This window comes from Ensifer sp. 1H6, from assembly GCF_001976035.1.
Taxonomy (GTDB): domain Bacteria; phylum Pseudomonadota; class Alphaproteobacteria; order Rhizobiales; family Rhizobiaceae; genus Ensifer; species Ensifer canadensis.
The window spans coordinates 55,524-70,970 of sequence record NZ_MOAI01000028.1 but is presented as its reverse complement, the minus strand read 5'-3'; the positions used below and the strand labels follow the sequence as shown (position 1 = coordinate 70,970).

Here is a 15,447-nt window from a genome sequence, read left to right as displayed (position 1 = left end):
CGGTTCCGGTCAGGATTCGCTTCGCACTCCTGTCCCATCGACTGCCCCTCCCGCTAATCGGCCGCTAGATCGCCGTACGGCGGGCATTTTCCAGATAGAGTTCACGCAGCCGCTTGACCATCGGTCCGGGCACGCCGTCGCCGACAGGCTTTCCGTCGATGCGCGTCACGGAGACGACGAAGTTCGACGCGCTCGTCAGGCATGCCTCGCGGGCGCCCAGCGCCTCATCGAGCGAAAACGGCCGCTCCTCGATCGTAAGCCCCTGCTCGCGCGCCAGTTCCAGCGCGGCAAGGCGCGTGCAGCCGGGCAACGTCGCACTGCTGTTGCCGCGGGTAACGATCCTGCCGTCGTCGGTAACGATATAGGCGGTGGAGGACGCGCCTTCGGTCACCAACCCGTCCTCGATCATCCAGGCTTCGTCGCAGCCTTCGGCCTTGGCGATGCGCTTCGCCATCACCTGCGGCAAGAGACATACGCTCTTGATATCGCGTCGCGCCCAGCGCTGGTCGGCGACCGATTTGACGGAAACACCGTTGTCTACCGCTGCGACGTGCTCGAGCGTCTTGACCTGGGTGAAGAGCAGCAGCGTCGGCTTGATCTCTCCTGAAAACAGGAAGTTGCGATCCTCGGCGCCGCGCGTGAGTTGCAGATAGACCACGCCCTCGACGAGGTTGTTCTCGCGCACCAACCGGCGCTCGATCTCGACGATCTCGGAAACGGGGACCGGAAGCGGCACGTCGATCTCGCGGGCGGAGCGTTCGAGCCGCGCCATATGCAGCGCGCTGTCGATAAGCTTGCCTTCGAGCACGGCGGTCACTTCATAGATCCCGTCGCCGAACAGGAAACCGCGGTCGAAGACCGAAAGATGCGCCGCGTGCTCGGAAACGAACTCGCCGTTCAGATAAACGATACGGCCGGTCGGGTTGGACATGGTAACTCCGTCTGAGGGAAGAGAATTAGGCTTTGAGGGCTGCGAGGCGGACGAGCGAAATCGCCTCAACCGAACTCACCTTGCCGGTGGCCGCATTGAAACCGCTTGTGGATTGCGCCGTGACCAGCGAATTGAGGATCGCCTCTTCTGTCGCCTCGATCGTCGCCTCGAACAGCGGCGAGATCAGGTCGTTCGGCAGGTCGGGGTAGCTGGAGATCGCTGTGCGCCGCTCGCGCGTCCGGCGGACAGCTTCCGCGGTGGAGAATGCCAGCGCATAGTCGCCGGATCCATTGCTGAGGGCGGCACCGGTGCGGGAGAGGCCGCCAAAGGCGCGCTCGGCCAGCCGTTCGAGGCTGCGCGCCGACAACGGCGCGTCGGTGGCGACGACGATGACGATTGAGCCGTCGCGATCATGTCCCGACGGCGCATCATAGGGATGCCCGCAAATCAGCAGCCGGCCGCCATAATTGGACTGCACCAGCACGCCGACTGTGAAGGTTTCGCCTGCCGCCTTGACGCGGCGCGAACTGGTGCCGATCCCGCCCTTGAGACCGAAGGCCACCGTGCCGGTGCCGGCGCCGATGGCGCCCTCTTCGACCGGACCGGGCGCCGCCGCGGCAATTGCCTTGCCGATCTCATCGATCGTCGGGCGGCCGGCGCGGATATCGTTCAGTCTGGAGTCATTGGTCTCTCCGACGACGGCGTTGAGCGACACAACCTTTTCGTTGCCCGGCTGGGCCAGCGTAAAACGGTTGATCGCCTCGATCGCCCGCCCGGTTGCGAGCGTATTGGTCAGAACAACTGGCGTTTCGAGCTCGCCCAACTCGGCGATCTGGGTCGAACCTACGAATTTGCCGAAGCCGTTCAGGACCGCCAGCGCCGCCGGCACCTTGTCCTGAAACAGATTGCCCTGGTGGGGAAGGATAGCAGTCGCGCCCGTGCGGATCCTGTCGCCCTCGACCACAGTCGCGTGGCCAACGGCTACACCGGCAACGTCGGTAATCGCGTTCAACGAGCCGGTTTCATATACGCCTGGGCGGAATCCGAGGTCGCGAAGCCTTTGGCGCGTGTTTGCCGACATGTAGCCTTTTCCCCATTTTGCCAAGTGGCGATCCGCCGCAAACGACCGTCGCCCTATTTGGCTGGAAGCTACTCTGCCCTGCGACAAAACGGCATCGCAAAAATGGAATAGTTCTATGAGAAGTCCGCAAGACGACCGGACGTCTCGCGTTGCAGAGCACGGGCGGCTCGAAGATCGGCTCAGTTGGGCGGCAGACGGCGGCTCTTCCAAGCCGTTTTCGGAACGATGTTGCCGATGGCGAAGCTGAAAGATGTGACCTCGACCGTCTCGAGATCGACCTTGCATTTGAAGTCGACGTCGTACCAATTGCCCTTGCTGCGATAGGCGCCGCCGCTTGCGTCGATCTGCTCCTTGCCGATGAACCCGCCAGATGGCCCGAAGGGCACGAGTATATCAGGAAAGTCCTCCGGCCGCTGATGGCGGATCTGCTCCAGGGCTTCGATGTTGCAGAGTTGGAGGATACGCTTCTTGACCGGAAGTTGGCCCATCGCCTGCTTAACGCGCGGATCGGCGATCGACTTCGCCGAAAAAAGCTCCTCGGCCTTGACAAACCGGTCGGACGGCAACTTCGCCGTCGCTTCGGCCTCGCCTTCCGTCTCGTCACTTTTCTCCTTGTCGTCGGCAGGTTTGCGCACCGGCACCGAATCGGCTTTGGACACCGCCTTCTCGGCATCCGCCTCGGCAGCCGGCTTCTTCTCATCCGCCTCGGCAGCCGGCTTCTTCTCAGCAGCACTATTATCGCCGTTGGCAGGGGTCGACAGGACGGCAAGCTGCTGCGGTGTCGGCTTTTCCGTCTCCGGTTGCTTCTGCGCCTGCGCCTCCTCTTTCTCCACCTTCTTCGTGGCGGCGTCGGCCGCCTCTGCCTTCTTCGGCTGGTTCACCACATCCTTCTTCTCGGCCTTCGCAGTGGGCGGAAGCTGAGCAGCTTTAGCCTCCTGCTTGATCTTGGCCGCAGCCGACTCGAAGGCCTGTGGCTGCTGACGAGAGGGAGCCGGTTGTGGCTTCGGCTGTTCCTTCTTCGGCTGAGCCTCCTGCTTGGGCTTCTCTTGCTGCTTGGGCTGCGGTGGAGAGACGAGTTCGACGTTGATGCTCTGCTCGCCCTGCGGTTTGGGCGTTTCCTTCGGCAGTTGGATCAGCAGCAGAGCGATGACAAGCAGGTGCAGAGCCACCGAGGTCGGCGTGCCCCATCTGATCTTCTCCCACCATTTTTCTGAAAACAGCTGCATCGCTTACGAGATAATGGACCACATGGGCGGAAGCTAGGTGCTTCGGCACATCTCAACAAGTGGCCGCAATAAAGCACACACAAACCGGAGACTTGACCGGTCGTAGCCTGGCCCGGTCAAGATGCGCACAGCGGTGAACGAAAAATCATCCGTCACCCGAAGAAAATGCGCGGGGCCATCATGAGCTGAGCACACAGCCAGTCAGTGCGAATGTCTTTGCGAGGTTAAGGCCCAGCAACTATCGAAATCATTTCACCGACACTGAAAGGCGAGAAATTTCTTCCCGAAATGGCAGATATTCCGCATAATCATCTCTATTCTATATTTTCTATAGATTTAAAACATAAAGGCAGTCGCGGCCCGGGATTTGTCGGGCGGCGCGACGGACGAACACCATGGCCAGGAGCCTCTTCATGCAGCGAAATTCTATCGGCAGCAGATTTTTCACAAAGGCATTTACAGCCACGGCGGCCCTGACGGCAGCCCTGATCGCCTCCTCCGCCCTTGCGGGCGAGACCCTCGACAAGATCAAGGCACGCGGGCTCATCAAGGTGGGCGTCGGCACCACGCCCGGCTTCTTCACGCCGGATAGCAGCGGCCGCTGGCAGGGTTTCTTCGTCGATTTCGGTCGCGCGCTCGCAGTCACCGTCTTCAACGACACCGAGAAAGTCGAGTTCACCAACTCCTCGCCGCAGCAGCGCCTCCCCGCCCTGCAATCGGGCGAATTCGACATCCTGCTCTCCGGCGTGACCCAGACAGTGACCAGAGCGTTCAAGCTCGGCTTCCATTTCGGCCCGGTGGTCTTCTATGACGGCCAGGGCCTGCTGGTGCGCAAGGATCTTGGTGTCGGCAAGGGCGAGGAGCTCGACGGAGCGACGATCGGGGTCCAGAGCGGCACGACCGGCGAACTCAACATCGCCGATTTCTTCCGCAAGACCGGCAAGACCTTTACGCCTGTGACGATCGAAGAGACCGGCGAATTCCTGAAGGCACTCGATTCCGGTCGCGTCGATGCGCTGACCCAGGATGCGACCGACCTTGCCGCCAAGCGCACGCAGCTTTCCAAGCCGGACGACTATGTCCTTCTGCCAGAGCGCCTGTCGAAGGAACCACTCGCACCGGCCATTCGCGCCGGCGACGACCAGTGGCTGGAGATCGTCAACTGGACCGTCTACGCCACGATCCAGGCGGAAGAGTTCGGCATCACCCAGAAGAATGTCGACAGTTTCCTTACGAGCGAAGATCCGGGCATCAAGCGCTTCCTCGGCGTTGATCCGTCGCTCGGCGAAGCCATCGGGCTTGACCCGAAGTTCGCCTATAACATCGTCAAGGCGGTCGGAAACTACGGCGAGATCTTCGACCGCAACGTCGGCAAGGGCACGCCGCTCAATTTCGATCGCGGCTACAACCAGCCCTGGACCGCCGGCGGCCTACTCTATTCGCCGCCGTTCCGTTGAGCCTTTGCCGGTATCTGCGATGACATCCACTCTTCAACCGGGCCCGCTAGGGCCCGGACTTCCCTCGCGGTTGCGCACCTGGCTCGGCCCCTCGCCCTTTCAACAGATCGTCCTGTTTATCGGCGTGCTGGGGATCTTTGCGCTCTTCGGCTCCAACACCGTCGACAGCATGCAACGCATGGGCCTCACTCCGGGTTTCGGCTTTCTCTTCCATCAGGCGAATTTCGAAATCGGCGAAACCGTGCTTCCCTATTCGGCGGGAGACACCTACGCCCGCGCGCTTGCGGCGGGCCTAGCCAACACCGTCAAGGTCGCCGTCGTCGGCTGTGTGCTCGCCACGTTTCTTGGCGTTGCCCTTGGCATCGCCCGGCTGTCGGGTAACCTGTTGCTGGCAACCTTCGTTCATGCCTATGTCGAACTGCTGCGCAACACGCCGCTGCTGCTGCAGCTCTTCCTCTGGAGCGCGATCATCCATGCGCTACCGCCGCCGCGCGGCGCCTATCTCTTCCTGGAAAGCGTCTATCTCAGCAATCGCGGTGTCTATGTCCCGTCCATTTCGCTACACGGCCTCTCCTGGGCGATCTGGCTGCCGGCCATCCTGTTGACGGCTTACGCGTCGCTGTCGCTCGCCCGGCGCCTGCTGACAGGTGCGACCTTCTATATGCCGAAGGCAACCATGACCGTGTTCGGTTCGCTGGTCGTCTGCACGCTCGCGCTCACCTCTTTCGGCCTCGCTGCCACCATCGATCTGCCAGCCAAGGGCGGCTTCAATATCAAGGGCGGCCTGTCGCTGACGCCGGAATTCTTCGCGCTCTTGATCGGCTTGGTCGTCAACGCGTCCGCCTCGATCTCCGAAATCGTGCGGAGCGGCATCCAGTCGGTAAAATCGGGCCAATGGGAAGCGGCGCGTGCGCTGGGCCTGAAGCCGGCGCAGATCATGCGTCTCGTCGTCTTGCCGCAGGCGTTGCGTGTCATCACGCCGTTGATGATCTCAAGCTTTCTCGACCTCACCAAGAATTCCAGCCTCGCGGTGGCGATCGGCTATCCCGATATCGTCAGCGTCGCCAACACCACCGCCAACACCACCGGCCAGGCGCTGGAAGCGATCTGCATCATCGCCGCCGTCTATCTCACCCTGAGCCTCTCGGTGTCGGCACTGATGAACTTCTACAACAGCCGCATTGTCCTTCGCGGGGAGACACGGCGATGAGCCATATCGAACTGCCACCACCTGTTGCGCCGGACTGGCATCGCTGGCGAAGCGGCCTCTTCGGCGGTTGGGGTAACAGCCTCATCACGCTCGCTACCCTCGGCGTCTTTGTCTGGTTTCTCCAACCTTTCCTCCGTTGGGCAATTTTCGATGCGGTATGGACGGGAACCGCGACAGATTGTGCGGTTGACGGGGTCGGCGCCTGCTGGGCTTTCATCGGCGCCAAGCTGCGTTTCATCCTCTTCGCGTTCTTTCCGCCCGTGCTGCAATGGCGCCCTGCCCTTGTGGTTATAACCGTGCTCGCCCTGCTGGTGTTATCCGCCCTGCCGCGGTTCTGGAGTTTCCGGCTTGTGCCGCTCTGGATCGCCGCACTCGTCTTGAGCTGGCTTTTGATGGCGGGAACGTTGACGCCACCAGTGGTGTCGACCAACAATTGGGGCGGGCTGCCGATCACGCTGGTCGTCTCGATCGCTGGCCTCGCCTTCGCATTCCCGATCGCGCTCCTGCTGGCTCTTGCCCGACAATCGAGCATGGGGATCGTCCGGACGCTAGCGATCACCTTTATCGAGACGCTGCGCGGCGTGCCGATGATCGCAGTGCTCTATGTCGCCATGCTGATCGTTCCGCTCGCCCTGCCGAGCGGGGCCGCCATCGACAAGTTGTTGCGCGCACAGATCGGCGTAACGCTGTTCTTCTCGGCCTATCTCGCCGAAGTCATCCGTGCCGGCCTACAGGTGGTGCCGTGGGGCCAGCGGGAGGCAGCACTTTCCCTTGGTCTGGGCTATGTCCAGACGATCCGCCTCGTCGTCCTTCCCCAGGCGCTGCGCGCCGTCATCCCGGCGATCGTCAATCTTTCGATCGGCATCGTGCTCAACACGTCGCTTTTGGCGGTGATCGGCATCTACGACCTCCTGAATGCGGCAAGGACCTCGGCCACGGATCCGACCTGGCTCGGCTTCTATACCGAAGCCTATGTCTTCGCCGCCGCGGTCTATTTCATCATCTGCTTTGCCGGCTCGCGCTACAGCATCTGGCTCGAGAAACGTCTGAACACCGCGAGCAGGCATTGAAGCGCGCCCTTCGCCCCGCCTTGCGCGAGGCGCCGTGACGGGCCAAGAGTCCCCGTAACGGAATCGGACGCCGGACGGGCACATGAAACGAAGCGAAATCGCGATCATCGGCGGCGGGCCGAGCGGGCTGATGGCGGCAGAGATCCTGTCTATGCAGAACCATTCGGTGACGGTCTACGACAGCATGCCGACCGTTGCGCGCAAGTTTCTGCTTGCCGGCAAGTCCGGCCTCAATATCACCCATTCCGAGGATTTCGAGCGCTTTGCCGATCGCTTCGGCGCCGCGTCGCAACAGTTGCGCCCGGCACTCGACGCTTTCACGCCCGCGGACGTGCGCGTCTGGGCGGAAGGTCTCGGGACCGAAACCTTCGTCGGCTCGTCCGGCCGGGTATTTCCGAAGGCGATGAAGGCCTCACCGCTGCTGCGCGCCTGGATCAAGAGGCTTGAGGCGCAGGGCGTGCGGATCCTGACGCGGCACCGATGGACTGGCTTTGCCGGTCAGACACTGACCTTCGACACGCCGGATGGGCATAAGACCGTCCACAGCGATGCCACGCTTCTCGCACTCGGCGGGGCAAGCTACCCGCGCCTCGGGTCGGACGCCGGATGGACGACGGCTCTGAAAGACGCCGGCGTCGATGTCACCGACTTCCGCCCAGCCAATTGTGGCTTCGATGTCGACTGGAGCGATGCGTTCCGTGAGCGCTTTGCCGGCGAAGCGCTGAAATCGGTGACGGCGACTTCAGAGGCAGGCACGATCCCCGGCGAATTCGTCATCACCCGTCACGGTATTGAGGGCAGCCTCGTCTATGCCCATGCGGCGCATTTGCGCGACCGTCTGGAGATGCAGCGCTCTGCGGCATTGTCAATCGATCTTGCTCCGGGACGAACGGTCGAACGGCTGGCCAAGGACTTGGCGCGCCAAGACGGCAAGATGAGCGTCTCCAATCGCCTGCGCAAAGGTGCGGGCCTGGAGGGCGTCAAATCGGCCTTGCTGCGCGAAATTGTTCCCGAGGCCACACGCACCGATCTGAACGCGCTTGCCGAACGCATCAAGTCGCTGCCGATTGCCGTCCTTCGTCCCCGTCCCATTGCCGAGGCGATTTCATCGGCGGGCGGCGTGCGTTGGAGCGCCATGGATGACGCCTACATGCTCACCGCGCTGCCGGGGATTTTCGTTGCCGGCGAGATGATCGATTGGGAAGCGCCGACCGGCGGGTATCTGCTGACCGCCTGTTTCGCCACGGGTCGTGCTGCGGCACGCGGCATCGACGCATGGCTGCGACGGTAGGCAAGCGTCGCCCCCCCCGCAAAGCGGTATCACTGACGACGCGGGATAACAGATAAAGAAACGCAAGACGCCGGCACACTCAGGTACCGGCGTCCTTGCATTTCGGCATTTGCGGCTTGCGCCCGGCCTTAGCTGTCGTTGAGGACCAGGCCCTTGGTCAGTTCCAGCGCCTGCCGCTCGAACAAGCCGCGGTAGATGCCGCCGTCGAGGCGGATGAGTGCCTCGTGCGTGCCCTCCTCGGCGATGCGGCCGTGGCTGAACACCAGCAACCGATCGAGCGCGCGTACGGTCGACAGCCGGTGCGCGATCACCAGGGTGGTGCGACCCAGCATCAATCGCTCCATCGCCTGCTGGATCAGCACTTCCGATTCCGAATCGAGGCTCGACGTCGCCTCGTCCAGAATGAGGATCGGTGCATCCGCCAGGAAGGCCCGGGCGATGGCGATGCGCTGGCGTTCGCCGCCCGACAGCTTGACCCCGCGTTCGCCCACCAGCGTGCCGTAGCCTTTCGGCAGGCCCGTGATGAAGTCGTGAGCGCTCGCAAGCCTTGCGGCTTTTTCGATCTCCGCTTGCGTGGCCGTCGGCCGGGCATAGGCGATGTTCTCCGCAAGCGAGCGGTGGAACAGGATCGGTTCCTGCTGGACGATCGCGATCTGCTGGCGCAACGAAGCCTGGGCAACGCCGGCGATATCCTGACCGTCGATCCGGATCTGGCCGGACTTCAGGTCATGCAGGCGCTGGATCAGCTTGACGAAGGTCGTCTTGCCCGAGCCGGAATGTCCAACAAGGCCGACACGCTCGCCCGCCGGGATCGTCACCGAGAACCGATCATAGAGCGGCTTGCGATGGGCGCCGTAGTGGAAGGTCACATCGTTGAATTCGATGCGACCGTCGGTGATGCGGATCGGCTTTGCTTCGGCCTTATCTTCGATACCGAGCGGCTGGGCGTGGATGTCGACCAGCTCTTCCATATCGTTGACGGACCGCTGCAGGTTGCGGATGTGCATGCCCACTTCACGCAGGTAGCCCTGCAGGATGAAGAAGGAGGTCAACACGAAGGTGATATCACCGGCTGTTGCCTGCCCGCGCGACCAGAGAAACAGTGCAAAGCCGATGACCGCCGCCCTAAGAACGAGCAGCAGGGCACCCTGCGTCGTACCGTTCACCGTTCCGCGGACCCAGGTCCGGCCCGTGCGGTCCCGCCATTTGGCCAGCACCTTGACCAGCCGCGCATCCTCGCGCTTTTCGGCCCCGAAGCCTTTGACAACGTTGTTGCAGCTGACGGCATCGGCAAGCGAACCGCCGAGCTTGGTATCCCAGCTGTTGGCCAGGCGTGCCATCGGCGCGACGTAGCCGAGCGACAACGTGACCGTCGCAGCGATGAAGACAAGCGAGCCCACGCCGATGATGACACCCATCATCGGCCAGTACCACGCCATCAAAGCGGTCGAGCCGACCAGCATGATGATCGACGGAAACAACGCGATCAGCAGCGTGTCGTTCAACAGGTCCAGCGCCCACATGCCGCGCGTCACCTTGCGCACCGTCGAGCCGGCAAAGCTGTTGGCATGCCAGTCGGACGAGAAGCGCTGGATGCGGAAGAAGGCCGCCGAGGCAATGTCGGACATCATCTTGAGCGTCAGGTCGACGACACCCATGAAGGTGACATGCCGGAAAATGATGGCACCGAGCGACAGCGCCATCATCGTCCAGAATGCCGCAAGGGCCGCGTCCCAGGCCACCTGGTCGGAGGCAGCACCGGTCACGACCGCGTCGACCAGCCGACCGGAGTAAAGTGGCGTCAGGACATCCGCGAGCGTCGAAAACAGGACGGCACCGAGGATGAAGGCAAGGCGAAGCGGCTGGCGCTTCCAATGAACCCAGGTGAAACCGAGAACGCTGCGGAACGCACCGCCGCGCAAGGCGAAACGAGTAAAAGCCATAACGATTGCCCAATGCCTGGAGCATTGGCCTCAAAATTCAGGTCAATGAAACATGCCGAGAAAGGGAAACTGTTTTCCGATCGGCATCAATGGATTGGTAGCTTCCGCATCGAGGGAAGACCAAAGTCAGCGAGAAAGGTCCTGACTTGCAACTGCTAAAGAGCCCGAAGCCCCCCAGCGTCTCGTTCAGAACTGTACGCCGCCCCGTAGGGAGAAAGAATAAGCTGGCATCTGAAACCTCCCTGATCTGTTGCCGGAAATCGACTTATAGGCGAATCGCCCGCAACCGCCAAGCGAGGAAATCTAGCCATGCCGCCAAAGTGCAACCGGTGCGGCTTGCTTGCAACAGTGTACAAGACGCCCCGGGGTTTACGGCGACACGGTCTTCGTAGCAGAGTAAACCGTCGGCCGATGGCGGGATCAACCCGCCGGGATGGCGATAATGAGGGAGGGACCGCGGCAGCTTTTTTTTAAGAAGAAGCAGGCGCTGGTCGTGGTGGCATGCAGTGTTGAAGTTCCGTTTCGTCATTCTTGCGGCATTGCAACTGCTGGCTTTTGCCGGCCTCAGCATGCCCGTGATCGCTGCGCAGGCAGCCGAAAAACGGGACCTGGTGGTTGTCACCTCCTACCCGCCATCCTTTTTTGAGCCGTTTCGCCGGGCGTTCGAGAAGGCCAATCCCGATATCCGCACGTCGATCGTTCAGCGCAACACGGCAAGCGCGACGCGCTTCGTCATGGAGAAAGCCGATGTGCCGGCCGACATATTCTGGGCCTCGGCGACCGATGCTTTCGAACTCTTGAAGCGCAGCGGCGAACTGCGCCCGATTGCGCCGCGCCACACGGGCGCGGCTGAAAAAGTCTTCGGTTACCCGGTCAACGATCCCGAGGGTTACTATCTCGGCTTTGCGCTCTCCGGTTACGGCTTCGTCTACAATCAGTCCTACCTCGCCCAGAACAAGCTGCCGGTGCCGCGGGACTGGCAGGACCTGCTGAACCCCATCTATTCCGGCCAGATCGGCATCACCACGCCGTCACGGTCGGGCACGACGCATCTGATCGTCGAGGCCTTGCTGCAGACCTATGGATGGGAAAAGGGCTGGGCGATGCTGTCCCAGCTCGGCGGCAATCTATCGACGGTTACCGCGCGCAGTTTCGGCGTTGCGTCCGGTGTCGCCCAAAGGCGCTTCAGCATCGGCATCACCATCGATTTCCTCGCCAATGCGCCAGAATTCGCCGACGCCGGCAATGTGTTCATCCTGCCGCCCGATACCGTGTTCGTGCCGGCCAGCATCGCGATCCTCTCCCGGGCGCGCAATGTTTCCGCCGCCGAGCGCTTCATCGATTTCGTTCTGTCTGAAGACGGCCAGAAGGTGCTGTTGCTGCCCGCCGTCGCCCGCATTCCTCTCAACCCGGCGCTCAACAAGGGACTACTGCCCCAAGAGAGTGATGACGGCCTGTTGAAATACGGCGGTTTCGACGCGGCGTTGTCTGCTCGAAGGTACGGTCTCGTCAACCTGATCTTCGACGACTATATCGTGCGCCGCCGGGCGACGCTTGCCCGGCTCTGGAAAAGGGTGACGGATCTGGAAGCGATCGAAATCGAGGACGCGCAGCAGCGCAGCACGCTTGCGAGAGCCCGGCGTCTGCTGGGCACGCCGCCGCTTTCGGCCAGCGATGTGGAAAACACCGACGAAGCCCTGAAGGCCGAGTGGCCGCGCAGCATTGCCCGCTCGCCGGCGCATACCGCACTGACGCAGCGGCTGCGCGCCACCATCGAGCGGAACCTGGCGACGGCCGAAATGCTGCTCTCCTCCGTCGGGCGACCGGCGACAGATCTGCAGCCATGGCGGCAGTGATGGGCCAATCGTTAGACCCTGCTGCCGGGATGCGCCGCTGGCGCTTCGGCATCGGCGCGCGCCTGGTCCTTGCCTTCGTCGCGATCGTCGGCCTCGCCGTCGGCGCCTGCCTTGTCGGCTGGCTCTCCTACGAGCGTCTGTCCGGTGAACTGTCGCGGATCGCGGAAGACCAGATGCCGCAACTCGCCTTCGCCTCGAGACTGTCGAAGGCGGGTGCCGACATCGGTTCGGTGACGACGGTTCTCGCAGGCGCTGAGACACGTGCCGAGTACAACGAGATCCGCAGCAGCTACGCGGCGCGCCTGACCACACTGCGCTCGCTGCTTGGGGAAAGCGGCACAAAGTCGGATGCGACCGATCTGCTGCCGCTGGCGGAAGCGATCGGCGAAAACCTCGACAAGATCGACCTTGCCGCCGGCAAGCGCTTTACACTTCGCGAAGCGATGCGCTCCGATACCGACGAACTGCGGTGGGTCCAGGCCGATCTCCTCGAGGAGGCCGATCCGCTCGTCGACGACATTCGCTTCAACATCGAAGCCGAAACGCGCAACGGAAACGGGGCGGCCGCACTTGCTGAGCAGCAAAAGAGCGAGGCGCTGCTGACGGCCGTGTCGCAAGCGAACCTGGCAACCGGGCTGATCGGCCGGCTCGTCAACGCCACCACGCAAGAGGAAATTCAGGAAACCAATGCCTTCCTCGGTGACAGCGCCGACGAACTCGCCAGCCGCATCGCCAGCCTCGATAACTGGCCTGATAGCATCACCGTTCGCCAACTGGCACGCCGCATTCTCGACCAGTCCGACGTTCTGACGGGCATTCCCAACCGCAAGCGCTCGGAAATGATCGAGGCGGCAAAGCTCTCCGAACTTGCCGGCGAAAACGGCCGCCTCGTCGAGGACCTGGGGCGCCGGATCGAAACGGAAGTCGTGACGATCGAGGCCAGCGCCGCCGCCGCCGCCCAACGGGCCGCTGCGGCTATCGAAACGGGGCGCAGCCTGCTCGTCGCCATCGCCATTCTTTCGGTGCTGCTCGCGTCTGCGATCGGCTTCTTCTACGTCTACCGCAATCTGCTCGCACGCATCCGGCTTCTTTCGGCAGCCGCCGGCGCGATCAGCAGCGGGCGTCCGGCAACCGCGATCCCCGCACCCGAGGCCGACGAGCTCGGCGATCTCGCCCATGCGCTGGTACTTTTCCGCCAGACGCGCGACGAGTTGATCCAGTCGGCAAAGCTCGCGGCTCTCGGGCAGATGGCGGCCGGCATCGGCCACGAGCTCAACCAGCCGCTGGCAGCCCTTCGGGCGCATATCCATAGCGCCACCACTCTGATCGGGCGAGACAAGGGCGATCAAGCATTGCTCAATCTCGACAAGATGAAGGGACTGACGGGGCGCATGGCCGACCAGATCAGCCATATCCGTCGCTTTGCCCGCCGGCCCGACGCGCAGCTGCGGCCCGTCGATCTCACCGCGGCGGTCCGCGACGCGCTCAGCCTGCTCGAACATCGGTTCGAGGAAGAGGCTGTCGAAATACAACTGCGCCTGCCGGAAGGCGCCGCAGTCCTTGTCATGGCCGAACCGGTGCGGCTCGAACAGGTGGCGGTCAATCTCATCGGCAACGCCTTGGATGCCGTTAAAGACAGGCCCGTTCGCCAGGTAAACGCAATGATCGAAAGGGTCGGTACCGATGCCCGCCTTGTCGTCGGCGATAGCGGAACCGGTATTGCTGCTGCCGATGTCGGCGCGGTTTTCGATCCCTTCTTCACCACCAAGCCGGTCGGTTCCGGCCTCGGACTTGGCCTCTCCATTTCCTACAACATCGTCAAGGATTTCGGTGGCGAGATATCGATCCTTGAAACCAGTGCGGACGGCACGCAATTCCTCGTATCCTTGAAAGGCCCGGAATGACGTTGGACCCGGATATCATCCTGATCGACGACGATGCCAGCGTGCTTGAAGCCTGCTGTCAGGTGCTCGAACTGGAAGACCTCAGCGTATCGCCGCACGGCTCGGTGACATCGGCGCTCGCCGGCCTTCGCGCCGACAGCCGCGCCGTTATCGTTTCCGACGTGCGCATGCCGGATCACGATGGCTTCGATCTGGTCGCCGCCGTGCGCAAGATCGACCAGGAGATCCCGATCATCCTGATGTCCGGGCACGGCGATATCCCGATGGCGCTTCGCGCCATGCGCGACGGCGCCTGGGATTTTCTGGAGAAGCCCGCCGATCCGATGCATCTCATCGAAACCGTACGCCGCGCCCGCGACCATCGCCGCCTGCTTCTCGAAAACCGGCGGCTGCGGCTGTCGGTGGACGACGACGGTTGGGAAACGCGCCTGATCGGACATTCCGGACCGATGGTTGCGCTGCGGGAGAAACTCAAGCGCATCGCGGCCGCGACAACCGACGCGCTCATCATCGGCGATACCGGCACAGGCAAGGAAGTGACGGCGCGCGCGCTGCACGATTTCAGCGGGCGCAAGGGGCGTTTCGTCGCCGTCAATTGCGGCGCCATTCCCGAAACCATGCTGGAATCCGAACTCTTCGGCCATGAGGCCGGGGCCTTTACCGGTGCGCGCGAGAAGCGCATCGGCAAGATCGAGTATGCCGACGGTGGTACGCTGTTTCTCGACGAGATCGAATCGATGCCGCTTGCCGCCCAGGTGCGGCTGCTGCGCGTACTGCAGGAGCGCGTCATCGAACGGCTCGGCTCCAACGTCGAGCTGCCGGTTGACATGCGCGTCGTGGCGGCGACCAAGGCGGATCTGCATGCGGCGGCCAAAAAGGGCGATTTCCGTGAAGACCTTGCCTACCGCCTCGACATCGCCCGTGTGGAGCTGCCGTCACTGGCGCAACGCAAGGGCGACGTCGGCCTCTTGTTCCAGCATTTCCTCGGCCTCGCCGCCAAACGACAGGGCCGCACCCCGCCGCGGGTGAGCGCCGAACTTCTGGCCGAACTCAATGGCAGGTCATGGCCGGGCAACGTTCGCGAACTGCGCAACGTCGCGGAGCGCTTCGTGCTCGGGCTTGAAGACCGCTCCGATATCGACCGGGCAGCGGCAGGCGGCGAGACGTTGGAGGTGCAGATGGACCGCCTCGAGCGCGCCATCCTTCTCGACAGCCTCGCCAGGCACGACGGCCGCGTCGGCGCGACGGCCGATGCGCTCGGCATCTCCCGCAAGACGCTCTACCTCAAGATGCGCAAATTCGATATTGCCGCCCAGGGCGATGGCGAAGCCGGCTGATGTTACCGGTTTGACCCCGTCCTTTTGCGAGGTTGTTACCTTTTTTACCCATCAGCCGACAAAGAACTGCTGATTTCCGGCGGTTTTCAATCTGGCACGGTGCTTGCTCTCAATAGATCGGACACCAAACAAGCGGTGTCC

11 protein-coding genes are annotated in these 15,447 nt (G+C 62.7%); 7 read left to right on the top strand and 4 right to left on the bottom strand.

Going from position 1 to position 15,447, the window contains the following annotated elements; genetic code table 11:
- Positions 1-64 precede the first annotated feature (64 nt).
- From BKP54_RS26755 to BKP54_RS26745, 3 genes are all read right to left on the bottom strand, one after another.
- Complete coding sequence (locus BKP54_RS26755; RefSeq protein ID WP_025428393.1) at positions 65-931, bottom strand: D-amino-acid transaminase; 867 nt, start codon at positions 929-931, stop codon at positions 65-67.
- Positions 932-956: 25 nt separating this feature from the next.
- Positions 957-2,012, bottom strand: a complete 1,056-nt coding sequence (locus BKP54_RS26750) for a P1 family peptidase (RefSeq protein ID WP_025428392.1) — start codon at positions 2,010-2,012, stop codon at positions 957-959.
- Positions 2,013-2,191: 179 nt separating this feature from the next.
- On the bottom strand, positions 2,192-3,238 hold the full coding sequence (locus BKP54_RS26745; protein ID WP_025428391.1) for a DUF930 domain-containing protein: 1,047 nt from the start codon (positions 3,236-3,238) through the stop codon (positions 2,192-2,194).
- A gap of 413 nt (positions 3,239-3,651) precedes the next feature.
- Between BKP54_RS26745 and BKP54_RS26740 the strand changes: the two genes are divergently transcribed.
- The 4 genes from BKP54_RS26740 (at position 3,652) to BKP54_RS26725 (ending at position 8,266) form a co-directional block, all read left to right on the top strand.
- Entirely contained in the window at positions 3,652-4,695 is a 1,044-nt protein-coding gene (locus BKP54_RS26740; RefSeq protein ID WP_038577778.1) for an amino acid ABC transporter substrate-binding protein, read from the top strand.
- Between the two features lie 19 nt (positions 4,696-4,714).
- Positions 4,715-5,905: an ABC transporter permease subunit gene (locus BKP54_RS26735; protein ID WP_084815192.1), complete on the top strand. Its 1,191-nt coding sequence runs from the start codon at positions 4,715-4,717 to the stop codon at positions 5,903-5,905.
- Complete coding sequence (locus BKP54_RS26730) at positions 5,902-6,975, top strand: amino acid ABC transporter permease (protein WP_025428388.1); 1,074 nt, start codon at positions 5,902-5,904, stop codon at positions 6,973-6,975. Before BKP54_RS26735 ends, BKP54_RS26730 begins: the two co-directional genes overlap by 4 nt.
- A gap of 82 nt (positions 6,976-7,057) precedes the next feature.
- The gene (locus tag BKP54_RS26725; RefSeq protein ID WP_025428387.1) at positions 7,058-8,266 is read left to right on the top strand and encodes a TIGR03862 family flavoprotein; all 1,209 of its coding nucleotides are present in this window, start codon (positions 7,058-7,060) and stop codon (positions 8,264-8,266) included.
- Between the two features lie 128 nt (positions 8,267-8,394).
- On the opposite strand, the gene BKP54_RS26720 is transcribed toward BKP54_RS26725, so the two are convergent.
- A complete protein-coding gene (locus BKP54_RS26720) occupies positions 8,395-10,209 on the bottom strand; it encodes an ABC transporter ATP-binding protein (RefSeq protein WP_025428386.1) in 1,815 nt (604 codons plus the stop codon).
- Positions 10,210-10,715: 506 nt separating this feature from the next.
- Here BKP54_RS26720 and BKP54_RS26715 point away from each other — a divergent pair.
- Genes BKP54_RS26715 through BKP54_RS26705 form a run of 3 tightly spaced genes read left to right on the top strand, consistent with a single transcriptional unit; the run spans position 10,716 to position 15,306 of the window.
- Entirely contained in the window at positions 10,716-12,065 is a 1,350-nt protein-coding gene (locus BKP54_RS26715; protein WP_128090502.1) for an extracellular solute-binding protein, read from the top strand.
- Positions 12,065-13,969, top strand: a complete 1,905-nt coding sequence (locus BKP54_RS26710; RefSeq protein ID WP_225906408.1) for an ATP-binding protein — start codon at positions 12,065-12,067, stop codon at positions 13,967-13,969. The genes BKP54_RS26715 and BKP54_RS26710 overlap by 1 nt, the downstream gene beginning before the upstream one ends.
- Complete coding sequence (locus tag BKP54_RS26705; RefSeq protein ID WP_025428383.1) at positions 13,966-15,306, top strand: sigma-54 dependent transcriptional regulator; 1,341 nt, start codon at positions 13,966-13,968, stop codon at positions 15,304-15,306. Before BKP54_RS26710 ends, BKP54_RS26705 begins: the two co-directional genes overlap by 4 nt.
- Positions 15,307-15,447 lie beyond the last annotated feature (141 nt).

Excerpts from the sequence above, each read along its gene's own strand:
- BKP54_RS26710 (WP_225906408.1), top strand. The coding sequence starts at position 12,065 with ATGGGCCAATCGTTAGACCCTGCTGCCGGGATGCGCCGCTGGCGCTTC.
- BKP54_RS26730 (WP_025428388.1), top strand. The coding sequence starts at position 5,902 with ATGAGCCATATCGAACTGCCACCACCTGTTGCGCCGGACTGGCATCGC.
- BKP54_RS26755 (WP_025428393.1), bottom strand. The coding sequence starts at position 931 with ATGTCCAACCCGACCGGCCGTATCGTTTATCTGAACGGCGAGTTCGTT.
- BKP54_RS26725 (WP_025428387.1), top strand. The coding sequence starts at position 7,058 with ATGAAACGAAGCGAAATCGCGATCATCGGCGGCGGGCCGAGCGGGCTG.
- BKP54_RS26745 (WP_025428391.1), bottom strand. The coding sequence starts at position 3,238 with ATGCAGCTGTTTTCAGAAAAATGGTGGGAGAAGATCAGATGGGGCACG.
- BKP54_RS26750 (WP_025428392.1), bottom strand. The coding sequence starts at position 2,012 with ATGTCGGCAAACACGCGCCAAAGGCTTCGCGACCTCGGATTCCGCCCA.
- BKP54_RS26740 (WP_038577778.1), top strand. The coding sequence starts at position 3,652 with ATGCAGCGAAATTCTATCGGCAGCAGATTTTTCACAAAGGCATTTACA.
- BKP54_RS26720 (WP_025428386.1), bottom strand. The coding sequence starts at position 10,209 with ATGGCTTTTACTCGTTTCGCCTTGCGCGGCGGTGCGTTCCGCAGCGTT.
- BKP54_RS26705 (WP_025428383.1), top strand. The coding sequence starts at position 13,966 with ATGACGTTGGACCCGGATATCATCCTGATCGACGACGATGCCAGCGTG.
- BKP54_RS26735 (WP_084815192.1), top strand. The coding sequence starts at position 4,715 with ATGACATCCACTCTTCAACCGGGCCCGCTAGGGCCCGGACTTCCCTCG.